The following is a 14,580-nucleotide window of genomic DNA, read 5'->3' on the forward strand; positions in this document are numbered from 1 at the left end:
TGGCGGCACGGCCGGCTGCGAGGTTTCCAGGCCACGCCTTGACTGGGTCGAGCACGGCGCCGTTCTGGAGCGGACCGAGGCAGCGGTCGTGCCGGCACATTCCTTATGCTATATTTGTCTGGCACGGACGACCACGAGGCAAAGAGTGGCGCGAGAGGATGAGAGTGCCGCCACGCAGCTGTTATAGTCGTTCCTCCTTTGTGGCGTCCGTGCGCCGCTTCGGCCCTCGTGACCGCCAATGCCGAACCATTAGCTCGTAGGCACGTTCGGCATTCTCGGCCGCGGCTTTCTCGCTGTTTCGCAACTCCTTCACGTTGTAGGCGTAAGCCGAACCGCGGCGACCGACACCGCGCTCGCCCGGCGCGCCGGCCTTGAGAGCGAGCTGCCTCTGCTTTGCCGCCACCAGCGCCGGGCGAGCCCAGAAGTAGTCCTGCTCCTTTGTCAGCAGATGCCAGATCAACACGGCGAGCTTGCGGGCGAGTGCCACGGCTGCGACCTGATGGCCGCGCTTGTTACGGATGCGTAGGAAGAAGGCCCTGAGCGGTCCGGGCGCCTTCGCCGTCGCCCAGGCGGCCTCGACCAGCATGGCGCGGGCATGGGAACGACCATGTTTGCTGATCCGGCCATATTGCGCCAAGCCAAGACCGGATTGGCGCACACGCGGATTGAGGCCGAAGTAGCTCACCAGCTTCTGCGGTTCGCGAAACCGCCGGATATCGCCGACGGCGGCGATGATACCGCTCGCGACGATGGCATTGACGCCGGTGATCGTCTGAAGCCGCCGGACTTGCACATCATCAATCGCTTCCCGGGCGATGTCGCGATCGAGGTCGGCCAGATCCTCGGCCAGGCGGTCAATCTCGCGGATGTGGCGAGCGATGGCGGCCCGCTCGTCGTCGGGAAGCACCTGCCGCTCGAGCCAGGCGCGACCGCGATTGTTGAACAGATCGGCATGCGGGCACTTCGGCACTAGGTGCGCCTGCAGGATGCCATGCACCTCGTTCTTCACGCGCGTGCGATGCCGAACTACCTGGTTGCGCCGCGCGACGAGGCGGCGAAGCCGCTCGGTCCGCTCGTCAGGTACCCAGACCTCCGGCAGAAAGCCGCTGGCATGGAGCTGCGCCAGAACGCCGGCATCGATCTTGTCGGTCTTGATCCTGGCGTGAGCGATCGCCTTCACCTGCATCGGGTTGGCGACAATCACCCGGCCGACATAGGGCGACAGAACCCGCACCACCGCCATGGCGTTGCCCGTAGCCTCGACGACAACCTCATCAGTCCGTCGCAAACTGCGGCCGAACCCTTCCAGTCCCGAGCGGGTCATGTCGACCCGTCCGTGATGGCGCAGCCGGCCGTCTTCCCAAACCACCACCTCCGCAAAGGTGCGGTGGATGTCCATTCCAATCACACGTCTCATCGGCTCCCTCTCCTCAACAATCGGGAGCCGGCGGGCGACGCGACACCTACGGATCCGCGCTCTCGGCGCAACCGGGCAGGTCGCAGGGGCGGCCAGCTACTAACGCGAGCTCGCAGCTCATCGAATACATCGGCCTGCCCGCACTTGGCGTGCTCCCGGTGCCCCTGTCCCGGATGGTCGCACCATACGCCGAAAATCGCTCATCTCCAGCGGGGATCGGATGGCACCGTCATGATCATACCGGTTACGAACATGCTGGAGCGGCTGAACCAGGAGATCAAGCGGCGCACCCTAGTCGTTCGCATCTTCCCCAACCCGCGGAGCTGTCTGCGGCTGGTTCGGGCATTGGCGGTGGAGATCGCGTCACCGCACAGCGATATACATCCAACACGCTTGCTTTCTCCCGACTCGTTGAGCTTCGGCGTCAGCCCCAGCATCGGTCCAACAGCCTTCGAGTTCTTGAACCGCTGCGGAATCTCGATGGTGCTCGTGAACGCCAGCGATACGACGGGACCGACACCGGGGATCGTCATCAGAAGCCGGCACATCTCATCGTTGCGCGAGATGTCCAGAACCTTCTTGTGCAACCGGGAGAATTCCTCACGCAACTTACGCCTCGCTGTCAGCAGCGGATCCATGATCTCATGGAGATCAGCCATGCCGTCGACCAACTCGCGAATCCGCTCCTCGAATTTGACAACTCCAACGTTCCCGACCTTCAGCCCAAAATTGCGCAACAGTCCGCGAATATCGTTTTCAATGGCGATCGCCTTTCCTTGCAGCAGCTTGCGCGCCGTCAGCAGAGCTCGCCGCTTCTGGCTCGTCAGCGTCTTGACATGCACAGGGCGGTACAGGTTGACCCGCAATCATCTGCGCGATGCCACGTGCATCATTGCGGTCGGTCTTGTTCGGCTGAGCCTTCAGGAAGGCTTTTACATGGCGCGTTTCGATGCAAATCACCGGCACGCCAGCCCTGGCGAGGGCCTCGAATAGCGATAAAGGTCCGGCTTCAAGGCCAACCCGCTCAAGGTTCCAAGCCGGATCTCGCAACACCGCGATCAGGTCATCGGGGTGGCTGGGAACCTTCACCTCTCGGCAAATCTTGCCCGTTTCATCGACAATGCAGATGGCGGTCTCTTTAACCGAGACATCAAGGCCCGTATAATGCTTCATGCTGCGCTTCCTTTCCGATGCTTGTGGCTGTTGCAAAACATGACCACGTTTACCATCGCTCGAAGCGCAGCACCTTTCTCCTACCATCCACCTCCGTCTAAGGTGAGGCTCAAGCCGGATACCCCGTCTTGCGTAGCGGGCGCACAAGCTTCTGAAATCACTCAACTCTTTTTGGAACGGACACTAAGCGAATCCATCGTGGTCTTTCTCAGCGAGATGGCATCGAAAACCTTGGTGTATTGTCGACGAGCGTAGGGCTGCGGGTTACGCCACCCACCGTCGTAACAGAGCGTCGCCCGAAGTTGCAGCCACTGCAGCCTGGCCGGGTGGACTGGGACCGCTTCGCGACGCAATTCGCTTGTTCGTTGTCGGAACCCTGACGAAATTGCGTCCCAGCAAACACACCGGATCGGGCAACGAAAAGCCAACATATTGAATTACATCGACTTGTGGTTGGCATGGCTCTTGCGTCTTGAACGTTGACATACCCAAACACGGAGCCGTTGAGTCGATGATTTCGCTTCAAAAATCTCCTGCGCCAGCGAGACTGCGCGGTCACCAGACCCGCGCTCAGTTCTATGGCTGCGCGTTTTCCGTGAAACCTTTTCAGACCGGTCGATGGCGCTGGTCGATGGCTGGTTCAGTGACGAATTGCCAAACTTCAATCTAACAGAATGGTCCATGCGGCTTGGCTCGAAACAGTCGAATTCCGTCACGTGGAGCGCTGTCAGATTCGACTAGTACGCATATAAGCAGAGCAAAAACCAAACCGGAGAATCTAACATGTCTGATGACTTCGCCTATAAGGAGAATTGGGCTTCAGTCTATGAAAAGTTTAACAGCATCCGCGGCAGAGTCGCTGAAGCAGACGAGACTGCCGCGTTTCTTGAGCTATATTGCAGCGGAGGGAGTGCTCTTGAACTTGGTATTGGCGACGGACGCGTGGCAGTGCCATTGAGCGAGCGGGGCGTCAGGGTCGAAGGTATCGATAAGTCGGATAGCATGTTGAAACTTCTCGCGGAGCGTACCGATCAGATTAAGGCGTGGAACGGGGACATGGCCAATTTCGAATCGGAGCAACGCTACAATTTAGTGTATTGCGCTTATCACACGTTGCCTTTGCTCGTCACCCGCGAAGCGCAAATAAGTTGCCTCCGATCTGCCGCGGAGGCGTTAGATGATGAGGGCACTCTGGTGATAGAATTGCCTGTGCCGGCCATGGGTGGTTTCGTCGGCGGCCAGAAAACTACTACTACGCTCGTCGACCACGAGAATACATTTGTCAATACGGACATCCACGATCCACTAAACCAGAACTTGGTCTCATCCCTCCTCTGGTTTTCCGGTACATCGGTCAGATGTTTGCCCTATCGTGCTCGCTACGTTTATCATCAGGAACTCGATACCATGGCCGAATGCGTAGGATTGAAACTAGCAGAACGATGGGGAGATTGGACCAGAGGTGCGTTCACCGAAGGGTCCAAACGTCATATCTCAGTTTACCGCCGTGCCGGCCTTTAGTTCAGAACCCTTTTCGGCGGCGAATCCCTGTGACCTGCTACTGAACTGAAGTTTCATCCAGCCGCGATTAGAGTATCCGAGGGATAGCTGCAATGAAGTTAAGTGAATACGTGGAACACGATGCCACTGGCTTGGCTTCTCTCGTGACTGCCGGCGAAGTGACTACTATGGAATTGACACAGCTAGCCCGTCAAGCCCACGATGAGGTCAATCCAAGCATCAATGCCGTCATCGAATTCTACAAGGATGCTGAGAGCGTTGCCAGCAAGAACGCAGGGCTCTTCAATGGCGTGCCGTTCTTCCGCAAAGATGTGGGAGCCTCCGAAGCTGGCCGCCTGCAAGAAAACGGAAGCCGTCTCTACAAAGGCTATCGAGCCAATATCAACAGCTATTTCTTTCATCGCGCCTGGGAAGGCGGACTGCGGACGCTCGGAAGAACTGCGACACCGGAGCTTGCGACATCCGGAATGACCGAATCCATTCTTAATGGCATCACCGGCAACCCCTGGGATCTAGAACGCTCCGCGGGGGGGTCATCCGGAGGCGCGGCAGCGGTAGTGGCTGCCGGCATCACTCCAATTGCACATGGCAACGATGGCGGCGGGTCAATTCGAGCCCCCGCCTCCTGGTGCGGTCTTGTCGGGCTGAATCCGTCCCGCGGGCGCATTTCAGGCGGCCCGAACCAACAGGACGTATCCTTTGGCTGTACTCGTGAGTTTGTTCTATGTCGGACGGTACGCGACGTGGCTGCCGCACTAGATGTTTTTTCTGGTCCCCATCCCGGCGATCCATTCATGATCGTCCAACCGAACCGTCCCTATGTAGAGGAACTCTCTCAACCCACTGGCAAGTTGAGGGTAGGGGTTGCGAGGACAAAATGGGGCATGGCCGATGTCGAACCGGAAGTGCTGCACGCTGTCGAATCGACGGCCACACTTCTGGAGGAAATGGGCCACTTAGTGGCGGACATGGAGCCACTGTATAAGTCCGAATGCAGTAAAATATGGCTCGGCAGCACAGGCCGACGCGCGAATTCACTTGAAGACGCAGCGCGGGCCATGGGACGTACGATCAGCGCGGACACCTTGGAGCCTATCAATCTCAAGCTCTATGAATACGGCCGGAATTCACAAACCCGAGCGGGAGACGAACACGAGGCCTTGCGGAGTATGCGCTTCCACGTCGGAGAGGCGATCCAAGACTTCGACATCCTGCTGACCCCGACAATGCCCACGGTGGCCCTACCGCATGGCAGTGTCTACAGTACGGCCAACCCGACCTTGTCCGCAGAAGAATTCAATGAAGCGAATGCCGTGCTTTACCAGTACACTGGCGTATTCAATGTCACTGGACAGCCTTCTGTGTCCTTGCCTTTGGCGCAAAGCACGAACGGCTTGCCAATCGGGATTCAACTTGTCGGCCGATTCGGCGACGAGGCCACACTCGTGCGGGTCGCGCGCGATCTGGAGGAGGCCCGACCTTGGATACATCGACGACCAAACGTTCGGGCAGCGAACGGATGAATTACAGTTTTTACAGTTTTGGTATCAGAAGCAGTTTAAACGAGAAGACCCAAGATATGATTACCCCAATGTGAAGCACCAATGAAAGACTACCCGGTGAATAATCCGACGGCTTCGCCCCCGTTAGCCGTGTGAAATGTATTCACGGCGGGCTTGGTGGTGAGAGAAACCGTCCCAAGCCTCCCAATCGTATCGGACAATGCTTAGTCGTGACCTTCAAATTTGCCTGCGTCCAGCGGCCGCCCACAGCCACTACTTTATCTGGATCCAAGCACATCGGCCTGAAAGCGTTCTTCGCCAAGTGGATTTCGCAAGGCCTTCGGCTGCTCGTCCAAGAAGCTGGGCAGATGCGGCTCGAACTCGAAAATCTTGAGACCGATTTCGCCGCCAGCGTGCCCGATACCGAGCTGCCCATCGTCGCTGATACCGACAAGGTCCGGGTGTTGCCGGTTGCGCAAGCTCAACCCGAGCCTGCCGCGCAAGCGGGTCGTTCGCGAGCCGTCTTGCGCATGTTGCCCGGGCTGCGGCGAAGATAGCGAGGAGATGCTCGATCTGGTCGCCTAGGCCTGGCAGGTGATGGAGACCATCCGACCCAAGTACAGCTGCCGGACCTGCGATAAAATCATGCACGCGCCGGCACCAGGCAAAGCCATTGCACGCGGCAAGCTCAGCTATCAAGGGCGTCGATATCGAGCGATCCACCCTTGCGCGCAGCGTCGGCTACGCGGCCGCCTTGCTCGATCCGATCTACACCCGCACCAAGATTCACACCGACGACACGCGGCTTCCGATCCTGACGTCCAGCACTGGCAAGACGCACAACGGCTCGCTCTGGGTACGACCGCAACTCGGGTTCGCAGGAGCCGCCGATCGCCTGGTATCGCGCCACCATGGGCCGCGCCGGCGAGAGCGTGATGACCGAGCTCGCCGGATTTGCCGGCACGCTCCAGGCCGATGGTTTCAGCGGCTATAACCAGATCTACAAGGGGCGGCGCCATTCGGAAGCTGCCTGCCTGGCCCATCTGCGTCGCAAGATATTCGACGTTCACGACAGTCAGCCGACCGAGCTCAGCACGACGGCGATGGCCGGTATCCAGGCGATCTACCGGATCGTGAAGAGATACGGGGGCTCCCGCCCGCCGAGCGATTGGCCGCACGACGAATGCGGACCCGACCACTGGTCCGCGCGCTGCGACGACAGCTCATGCGCCAAGGCAACGGTTTGTCGCGCCATGCCGATATGGCGAAGGCTTTCGCCTACGGCACCAAGCGATGGCGCGCGTTCAACCGCTTCCTCTACGATGGCCAGTCGAGCCCGACAACCTGATCGCGGAGCGTGCCATTCGTGGATTTTTACGGTCGGCAGGCGCAATTGGCCTTTCTCGGGCAGCTTCGCCGCGGCCGACCGGTCAGCGGTCGTGCTCAGCATCATCGAGACCTGCAAGCTCTGCGGCGTCGATGCCGAAGCCTACATGCCCGACGTCACCGAGCGCATCCAGAACGACTGGCCAGCCTCGCGCTGGGACGAGCTGATCCATGGAACTGGGTGCGCCGCCAAGAGATGCCGCTCGCCTTGGCGGCATGAGCGCAATCGATGACATGGCGCTGTCGGACCGGCGCTGGAGGCCTGGATGGCCGTCAAGACCAACCGTCGCCCGCCGGTGCGGACCATGTCGGGACCCGCAAGACCGGATGTGCCCGCTCATGTGGTTGCCGCGCGACGTCTTGGCCAAAGGGTCTGCAACCGATCACGCCGTGTTTGCCAGCGTCGCCAGGATCCACAACCGAATCAACGAGACGCTCTTCGACAGACCGCAGGATTATGCGCTGCGGCGCGGCGATCAGGATGAGAGGTCTCTCCCAGATCGCCGCGCTATAATGCGCCCCGATTCGCAACCAAGCCCAGCGGCGGCATCGACCCCCGGCCGTGGTGCTAGGGGTTCTACGCGGCCATGAATCTCAACATCAAAAGCTGGAAACGGCTACTCGATCTCGACAATCCCAACCACGGCCTGCTGCTGCCGATCCTGATCTACTGCGTTGACAAAAAGGGGAGGCCCGTCCTCGGCAAGCCCAGGCCGGGGCCCGAGACCGCGCACTTCATCGAACACGAGGCGTACAAAGACATCGCCCTCGTCATCCCCGCCCTCCGCGAACTCCACTACGTCACCCGTTATGACGTCCGCAGTGATCGGCGGGGCCGCGGCGCCGCGCGGACCAGTGACCGATTTACCATAGACACATCACCGGACGATTTCGGGAAAGGTGCCCCGGCGCTTCGCTTACTCGGAAGGGGCTGATTGCAGACCCTGTGAACAAGGCGAAGTCCTTAGCCCTGACGGACGAAGGTCTTCAGCGGTCGGAGGAACTGTTCTGCGGCGGCTTTTCACGCGCTGCAAGGCATCTGGCGCCTGGCGGACCAACGGAGGACGCCTCTGCAGCGCCACCCTTGCAGGGCGATGTAAGCGCTGCAACCCAAACGAGTTTCGCCAACTCGACACCAATTCGCCAACCTTGCAAAGGCGGCGTCATTGTCGCAACCAACTGTCGCTCTCGAGCTCGGTACGCCTCAGCCATGCCGCATCGGCGCTCTTTGAACCGTTTAAACAATCTGGCACTGGCGGCTGCTCCTGGGAAGGTTTGGGCACTGCGCGCGGCCCTTAACAGATCGCGAACCCATGGCGGATTCCAGACAAGGCACGACCGCACTGCAGCGCTCGGCCTTTGCCAGGCTTTGTGAAGTCGCAACCTTCCTCCCAGCTTCGTCTTGACCAGATCCTCAAAAGCACCAACTGTCGGATCTCTAAATCGCTCAACTGTCACATTACTAACTAGCTGCTACACGATAAAGTTGCATAAATAGCTTATGGAACGGGGATCAAAAAGATTGAGCGGCAACCAATCACGACTTAGCTAAGGCTAAGTCGTTGTCTCCTCCCGAATAGAGCTGTACACCATTCGAGCTGCGAAAAGATCGGCAAGTCCGGACCCAACGGCCTTGAAATAGGTGATCTCATCTGTACTGGTTCGTCCGTTCACGTTGCCATTGGCAAGATCCGCAAGAGTGCCAATAACACGCTCTTCGGCCACAATGCCGCTCTGAATGGGCTGAACAAGATCTCCCGCTTCATGAAGCGCTTCGCGCGTGTCGACAAATGCTTTGGCCATCATCAACGCCGCGTCGTCCGCTTCTCTCATTTTGGGAGTGAAGCCGCCGATAAGATCGATATGCGTACCCTTGTGAACCCATGCCCCCTTGATTATGGGGCTGGTTGCAAGGGTTGCAGCACTAATGATGTCTGCAACGCCCACGGCCTGCTCCAAATCCAGTCACGACTTCCTTTGCGCCGCACCTCCTTCGGCAGCGCCATGTCGGTCTCTGCTGCGGCGATGAGGTCACGGCTATATCGGCTCAGACGTAAGCGCCAGCCGACCCCATCTGGCGCGGCTTGAGGTGATGAGCGAGAGATAGTGACACTGAAGAAGCCGAGGAGCTTACAGTGTCAATTTCTATGTCTGCGCCTATGCCTGATGATATAAGTTTCCATGTCCTTGAGGCGGTCCCGAACCGGCTGGAGGCAAGCCCGCAGCGTCCGCGGCGGCGCTGGTCGGCGGAAGCGAAGTCGCGGCTGATCGAGGCGACACTGAAGCCGGGCGCGAATGTATCGGCCATCGCCAGACAAGCGGGGATGGCGCCAGCCCAGCTGTTCGGCTGGCGGAGCAAGGCGATCAAGAGCGGTGCGGTCACGCCGCGGCGAGATGCGGATCGGCTTGGCTTTGTCGAGGTCACCCAAGCGGCGTCTTCGGCAGTGGAGATCTGTTTGGGCGATGTGGTCATTCGGGCCGGCGCCGACGTCGGCCAGGATCATTTGGCCAGGATTATCCGGGCGGTTCGCCAGGCATGATCCCGGCTGGCGTGAAGGTGTTGGTCGCCAGTCATCCCGTCGATTTTAGAAAAGGTCCCGACGGCCTTCTGGCACTGGTGCGCGATGCCGGTTCGGATCCGTTCAACGGCGCGCTTTATGTCTTTCGCGCGAAAAGAGCGGACAGGATCAAGATCGTCTGGTGGGACGGCAGCGGCGTGTGTCTTTATGCCAAGCGACTGGACGACGCGAAGTTCTGCTGGCCGCGGATCGGCCACCACCGGGTCCAGCTCAATCATGCTCAGCTCATGGCTCTGGTCGACGGAATGGACTGGAAACGGGTTCGGACGGAGACCGTCAGGCGGCCGCAATCGGTTGGGTAAAACCCTGCGGCATGATGAATCAGGGAGCTGAAAAAGCGGGAAAATTGCCCGCGAATATGCTCTGATTTTGGCCATGTCGGCACCCGAACTCGCGCTCCCGGACGACGTTGACGCGCTCAAGGCGATGGTTATTGCCATGGCCGAAAAGGCCGCCCTTCTCGAGGAGCGCAACCTCCATCTCGAGCTGGTCAACAAGAGCGCCGATGAGCGGATCGCACGACTGACGGCGGTCGTGAAGATGCTGGAGCGGGCGCGCTTCGGCAGCCGCTCCGAAAGGTTGCGGACCGGCGCGCTGAGCGAGGAACAGTATGCTCTGGTCTTCGACGAGATCGAAACCGGCGTGGCGGCCATCGAAGCGCAGATGGAGAAGTCTGCGGGCGGCTCGAAAGCGAAGCGCGCTCCGCGTCCTCGCAAAGGCTTTGCGGCCCATCTCGAACGGGTCGAGGTGGTTATCGAGCCCGAAACGCCTGCTGGCTGCGAAGCGCTGGAAAAGATCCTGATCGGCGAGGACGTCTCCGAACGGCTCGATGTCACCCCGGCGAAGTTCCGGGTGATCGTCACGCGTCGCCCCAAATATGCCTACAAGGGTTGGGACGGCGTCACCCAGGCAGCCGCACCCGCCCGCATCATCGAAAGCGGCATTCCGACCGAAGCGCTGCTGGCGCAGATCGCAGTGTCGAAATACGCCGATGGCCTGCCGCTCTACCGCCAGGAAGCGATCTATGCCCGCGATCAGGTCGAGATCGACCGGTCACAGATGGCGCAGTGGATGGGCAAGGTCGGCTTCGAGCTCGAGCCGCTCGCCGATTACGCACTGACCCGCATCAAGCAGGGTGAGCGGGTCTTTGCCGATGAGACCACCCTGCCAACGCTGGCCCCAGGATCGGGCAAGGCCAAGACGGCCTACCTCTGGACCTATCTCCGCACGCTCGCCTATGTCGTCGTGACATTCGAGGGCCAAGTCCTTGCGCGGCTGTCGACCAGCAAAGTCGAGCTCGGACGGGCCTATACGGTGACGGCAAGCGGCGCGACACCGGCAAGCGCGCTCTCAGTGCTCAAGCGCGGATGAGGTGAGAAGACGATGGTACAATCCCTCAAGGTTGGTGGTGCGGCAACCGAGAACGCACAGTCCGGCATGCGCCGGGTCAATCGACTGCCGATCATCGTGGTGATCGTGCTGGTGATCACGTTCCTTGGCATAATCTTTTACGGGCTCACCTCGCGCGGCCTGTTCTTAAACAAGGACGCCGGGCTCGAGACAAGTCCGGGAACGCCTGCCTCGACCTTTGCCGATCAGATCAAGCGCGGCGTCACCGACGGCATCATTGGCGACACCGAGCAGCAGGTCATCTTCCAGCCTACACCGACCGAAACGAAGGACGACAAGAAGGCCAATCCCTTCACGGAGCAACCGACGAGCCGTGAGGAACCGCAAAGGAGCCAGGAGCTGGAGTCCGAGGCAGTCTGGCGTGCGCGACTGCAGCGCGAGCAGCAGGAGCGTTATCTGCGCGAGCGGCAGCGTCAACGAATGGCGCGCTTGCAGGCGAACGACGCGGCGTATGATGCACCGCTTGCCCATCGACCGCAGCAAGCTGGAGGCTCAAGCTGAAAAGACAAGAGATCAGATGTCGACCAACACAACGACGGCATCGTCCATGGCGAACCCAACAATGCCCGATCTCTATGCCGCTGCCCTGAAAAACGGTCTCACAGGGCAACATGTTGATCAGAACGGGCAGCGGCCCAAGGAGGATTTCTTCAACACCGATCTCAAGGAACTCGGTTACCTGCGGAACCGTGTCGTGCCGCAGCAGTCTCTCTATGAGCTGAAGCGTGGCTCGGTCATACCTGCGACGCTGATCACCGGCATCAACTCGGACCTTCAAGATGTTTACCGACATCAAGTCGGGCAAAACCATGGACAGATCGGGGTTGGCGGAATTGCTCGCCTATGCTCGTGCCGGAGACACGCTTGCGATCGTGCGCCTGGATCGGCTCGGTCGGTCACTGGCGGAATTGCTCGAAATCGTGAAGATGCTTCGCGAGCGGCAAATCGACCTGTTGAGCCTGGAGGAGAAGATCGACACGTCTTCAGCCGCAGGCGAGCTGATTTTTCATGTCTTCGGTGCCATCGCTCATTTCGAGCGCCGGCTCATCTCGTCGCGACGAAAGACGGTATCGCGGCCGCGCAAGCAAAAGGGAAGCTGCCTGGCAGGCAGCGGCTCGATATGAAGAGGTCGAAGGTCGTTCGACATCACCCGGTTGCAGCCGCCCGCCACAAAGAGTTGCGCAAGCATGTCGCAGACCTTGACGTACCACTCGGCCCTTCAGGACCTGTGCAAAGGATACCGCTATTGTCGGGAACAAGCGTCTTGATGTTGTGCTGCCTAATGTTGCAGAGATGCAATCCGGCCGCGAATGCGAACTTCAGCGCAGCCAGCGCGGACCACGCCGCTCGGCTAGACCCACCATTATGTTCACGATCTCCGATGGAACCCAGACGAATGACTATGAAAAGCGGAAACTGAACTGCGCAGCCGTAGCGACTATATGAACGATTCCGCTATCATTGCCCGGCGAGCGCCGGGCGATAGCACGCTGAAAGTTAAAGTTATTTCTATGCCTCAAAGGGTCGGCATCAGATCGGGGTGCAGAACCCCGGCTAGCTCCGCCGGTCTTAGCTAATGCTGCTGCGCTTTGGCGGGTTCGATAGCTCGCGGATCAGGGGCGCGAAGTGTGCAAAGGGCAGGTTAGAAGCGGTTTGATGGCGTCGGCTACTTTGAGCATTGCAGGTACCTACCTACGCGCGAAGAATATAAGAAGATGAACGAAACTCAGGCTTCGGGAAGATCCTCAGGAAGCAGCAGATGCTCGAGAGAGTTCTTCCTCGGCTGTGGCTGGCTTCTGGTCTGCGCAATGCTGACGGCAGCCTTGACGGCGCAAAGGGCAATCGGCCGATATTTTTCCGAAAGATTGATCTCTTGATAGTTTTCGCTGGTGGCCTTTTTCATGGTGCATCTCCGTTGTGTATCCCGCAGTTTGGTCAGATGTAGGCGTCGCCGACCTGACGCGGCGGTACGGAAATCCGTGGTCTCCGGCCGCCCTCTGCGTAGCGCCGCCATACGGTCATAGGCGCCGCTGAAACTTAAGAGATCAACCGATATCTGTTGGTCGCGTACGCTGACATCACAAGAGTTTGGACACTATCCCCTTCCCGGAAGTCTGGCTATCGCCTGTACCCTTTGACCAGCATTCTCGACTGCATCCATGCATATGGCGAGCGCGGTTACCGTCTACGCCCCATAGCGCCAGCGTTCGGGCTCCACGGGCTGCGGCGACATTTCCTGCGAAGCCTTTGGCGGAATTCCTCGTGGTAGTCCGGAACGAAGGCCTTCGAATCAGGCGCGAGGAAAAACTGCGGACGCGCTACGCTCCCCAAACCTGTCTGAACACACGAAGCCAGTTTAAACCTAGTATTTTATGGACATCGCCCTCCTTGTAGCCTCGGCGGAGAAGGCCTTTCGTCATTCCGAGGAGCATCTCAGGCGTTTCGATCTCTGGCGGATAGTAATGAGGTGGATGCGGATAAACAGCAGGGTTCCACATGCCGGCGCTGACATAGTGCTCCCACATTTCAATGACAGTTTCGACATCGGAGAATGGTAGAGTCCCCCACCAATAGTCGAGACCTAGGCCTACGTGATCAATTCCGACGAGCGACACGAAGTGATCGATATGCGCGATTAGATCATCCAGCGAGGGTCGCGCTGATCCGCCATTTGCAGGCACGGTAAGAAACGGAACTACAGTTACTCCAACCAAGCCGCCTGTTGCTGCTGCCGCCTTGGCTTGATCATCATTAATATTCCTTTTGCTCGGGAAGATGACGGCGGAATTCGAGTGCGAGAAAACTGCCGGCTGCGTCGTTAGCGACAAGGCATCCATTGTGGTCTTGTAACCCGTATGGGTGCAATCAATGACAATTCTGTTTTCGTTCAGCCTTCGCACCAGCTTCCTGCCAAAATTGCTGAGTCCCTCATCGATCTCCTCCTCGCATCCATTGCCGACATAATCTCTCCTGTTGTATGTCAGTTGCACCATCCGGACGCCAAGCGAATGGAATGCCTCAACGAGGTCGAGATCCGTCCCGAATGGCAACGTTCCTTGGAAATGAAACAAGATTCCCATCTGACCATCTCGCTTGACATCTTCAATGTCAGATGCCTTCCGCACCAGCTTCAGATCTTCCCTGGAGCGAATAAAGCGAAGCCAACTTCCGATTAATTGAAGTGCAGCTGCGGGAGAAGAACTACTTCCTCCGGACACGGTCGGAGCCACGCATGTGACCCCACCGGTCTTATACGATTCTACGTACTTCTTACGCTCGAGAAGCGGTGCAACGGCATCGATGATAATCGCATCGCGATGAATACTCTCGGTTTTCATGCTTAGTGCTTCCATGCTTTATCTCTTGCGGTGACTTGCATTTAGGACTCCTAAGACCGTAACGTTTCGCCTGGATTATGTATCAAGCAGAATTATGCGGCAAACATCGATATGATAGCCGATCATAACAAAAAAGCATTCTTAGTTGCCTGAATGATCGTAAGCGCGAATTTCCCCGCACCTTTTGCTGTTGAGTGCTCTGATGCATGAGGTGTCCACCAAAATAGGTGGACACCTTGTGATGGAAGAAGATG

Annotated in this window: 15 protein-coding genes and 5 pseudogenes; 14 read left to right on the plus strand and 6 right to left on the minus strand. The window is 58.7% G+C overall.

Going from position 1 to position 14,580, the window contains the following annotated elements:
• Positions 1-181 precede the first annotated feature (181 nt).
• Positions 182-1,399 carry an IS110 family RNA-guided transposase gene (locus NKJ40_RS27770; protein WP_352468803.1) on the minus strand — a complete coding sequence of 406 codons (1,218 nt, stop codon included), beginning with the start codon at positions 1,397-1,399 and terminating at the stop codon, positions 182-184.
• On the opposite strand from NKJ40_RS27770, the pseudogene NKJ40_RS31985 reads away from it, so the two are divergent.
• A pseudogene (locus NKJ40_RS31985) lies at positions 1,340-1,720 on the plus strand (hypothetical protein); the annotation flags it as partial. The gene NKJ40_RS27770 and the pseudogene NKJ40_RS31985 overlap by 60 nt on opposite strands.
• Here NKJ40_RS31985 and NKJ40_RS31990 read toward each other — a convergent pair.
• Positions 1,618-2,076, minus strand: coding sequence for a transposase (locus NKJ40_RS31990; RefSeq protein ID WP_502903768.1), 459 nt, complete (start codon positions 2,074-2,076; stop codon positions 1,618-1,620). The pseudogene NKJ40_RS31985 and the gene NKJ40_RS31990 overlap by 103 nt on opposite strands.
• Before the next feature lie 97 nt (positions 2,077-2,173).
• On the minus strand, positions 2,174-2,590 hold the full coding sequence (locus NKJ40_RS31995; protein WP_502903769.1) for an IS110 family transposase: 417 nt from the start codon (positions 2,588-2,590) through the stop codon (positions 2,174-2,176).
• A gap of 783 nt (positions 2,591-3,373) precedes the next feature.
• On the opposite strand from NKJ40_RS31995, the gene NKJ40_RS27785 reads away from it, so the two are divergent.
• The 7 genes and pseudogenes from NKJ40_RS27785 to NKJ40_RS27820 form a co-directional block, all read left to right on the plus strand.
• Positions 3,374-4,111 carry a class I SAM-dependent DNA methyltransferase gene (locus NKJ40_RS27785; protein WP_352468793.1) on the plus strand — a complete coding sequence of 246 codons (738 nt, stop codon included), beginning with the start codon at positions 3,374-3,376 and terminating at the stop codon, positions 4,109-4,111.
• A gap of 92 nt (positions 4,112-4,203) precedes the next feature.
• A complete protein-coding gene (locus NKJ40_RS27790) occupies positions 4,204-5,634 on the plus strand; it encodes an amidase (RefSeq protein WP_352468794.1) in 1,431 nt (476 codons plus the stop codon).
• A 209-nt stretch (positions 5,635-5,843) separates the two neighbouring features.
• Positions 5,844-6,170: a hypothetical protein gene (locus NKJ40_RS27795; RefSeq protein ID WP_352468795.1), complete on the plus strand. Its 327-nt coding sequence runs from the start codon at positions 5,844-5,846 to the stop codon at positions 6,168-6,170.
• A gap of 197 nt (positions 6,171-6,367) precedes the next feature.
• Positions 6,368-6,607 carry a hypothetical protein gene (locus tag NKJ40_RS27800; protein WP_502903770.1) on the plus strand — a complete coding sequence of 80 codons (240 nt, stop codon included), beginning with the start codon at positions 6,368-6,370 and terminating at the stop codon, positions 6,605-6,607.
• Positions 6,549-7,232 (plus strand): IS66 family transposase, encoded by a 684-nt coding sequence (locus NKJ40_RS32000; protein ID WP_502903767.1) that lies wholly within the window; start codon positions 6,549-6,551, stop codon positions 7,230-7,232. Before NKJ40_RS27800 ends, NKJ40_RS32000 begins: the two co-directional genes overlap by 59 nt.
• A gap of 354 nt (positions 7,233-7,586) precedes the next feature.
• Positions 7,587-7,934: a hypothetical protein gene (locus tag NKJ40_RS27815; protein WP_352468797.1), complete on the plus strand. Its 348-nt coding sequence runs from the start codon at positions 7,587-7,589 to the stop codon at positions 7,932-7,934.
• A pseudogene (locus NKJ40_RS27820) lies at positions 7,916-8,026 on the plus strand (DUF6429 family protein); the annotation flags it as partial. The gene NKJ40_RS27815 and the pseudogene NKJ40_RS27820, both read left to right, overlap by 19 nt.
• Before the next feature lie 527 nt (positions 8,027-8,553).
• Here the strand turns inward: NKJ40_RS27820 and NKJ40_RS27825 are convergent.
• A complete protein-coding gene (locus tag NKJ40_RS27825; RefSeq protein WP_352468798.1) occupies positions 8,554-8,946 on the minus strand; it encodes a hypothetical protein in 393 nt (130 codons plus the stop codon).
• A 212-nt stretch (positions 8,947-9,158) separates the two neighbouring features.
• Between NKJ40_RS27825 and NKJ40_RS27830 the strand changes: the two genes are divergently transcribed.
• From NKJ40_RS27830 to NKJ40_RS27850, 6 genes and pseudogenes are all read left to right on the plus strand, one after another.
• Positions 9,159-9,539: a transposase gene (locus NKJ40_RS27830; protein WP_352468799.1), complete on the plus strand. Its 381-nt coding sequence runs from the start codon at positions 9,159-9,161 to the stop codon at positions 9,537-9,539.
• On the plus strand, positions 9,536-9,880 hold the full coding sequence (gene tnpB / locus NKJ40_RS27835) for an IS66 family insertion sequence element accessory protein TnpB (RefSeq protein WP_096453731.1): 345 nt from the start codon (positions 9,536-9,538) through the stop codon (positions 9,878-9,880). The genes NKJ40_RS27830 and tnpB overlap by 4 nt, the downstream gene beginning before the upstream one ends.
• Positions 9,881-9,953: 73 nt before the next feature.
• A pseudogene (locus tag NKJ40_RS27840) lies at positions 9,954-10,814 on the plus strand (IS66 family transposase); the annotation flags it as partial.
• Positions 10,815-10,949: pseudogene (locus NKJ40_RS32005) on the plus strand (conjugal transfer lipoprotein TrbH); the annotation flags it as partial. It lies immediately after the preceding pseudogene.
• Between the two features lie 12 nt (positions 10,950-10,961).
• Positions 10,962-11,796, plus strand: a pseudogene (trbI, locus tag NKJ40_RS27845) (IncP-type conjugal transfer protein TrbI); the annotation flags it as partial.
• A 1-nt stretch (position 11,797) separates the two neighbouring features.
• Positions 11,798-12,112, plus strand: coding sequence for a recombinase family protein (locus NKJ40_RS27850; RefSeq protein ID WP_502903771.1), 315 nt, complete (start codon positions 11,798-11,800; stop codon positions 12,110-12,112).
• 602 nt (positions 12,113-12,714) lie between these two features.
• On the opposite strand, the gene NKJ40_RS27855 is transcribed toward NKJ40_RS27850, so the two are convergent.
• Both NKJ40_RS27855 and NKJ40_RS27860 read right to left on the minus strand, forming a co-directional pair.
• Entirely contained in the window at positions 12,715-12,891 is a 177-nt protein-coding gene (locus tag NKJ40_RS27855) for a hypothetical protein (protein ID WP_352468801.1), read from the minus strand.
• 415 nt (positions 12,892-13,306) lie between these two features.
• Positions 13,307-14,341 (minus strand): dipeptidase, encoded by a 1,035-nt coding sequence (locus NKJ40_RS27860; RefSeq protein WP_352468802.1) that lies wholly within the window; start codon positions 14,339-14,341, stop codon positions 13,307-13,309.
• Positions 14,342-14,580: the final 239 nt, after the last annotated feature.

This window comes from Mesorhizobium sp. M0119 (assembly GCF_040322615.1).
GTDB lineage: Bacteria > Pseudomonadota > Alphaproteobacteria > Rhizobiales > Rhizobiaceae > Mesorhizobium.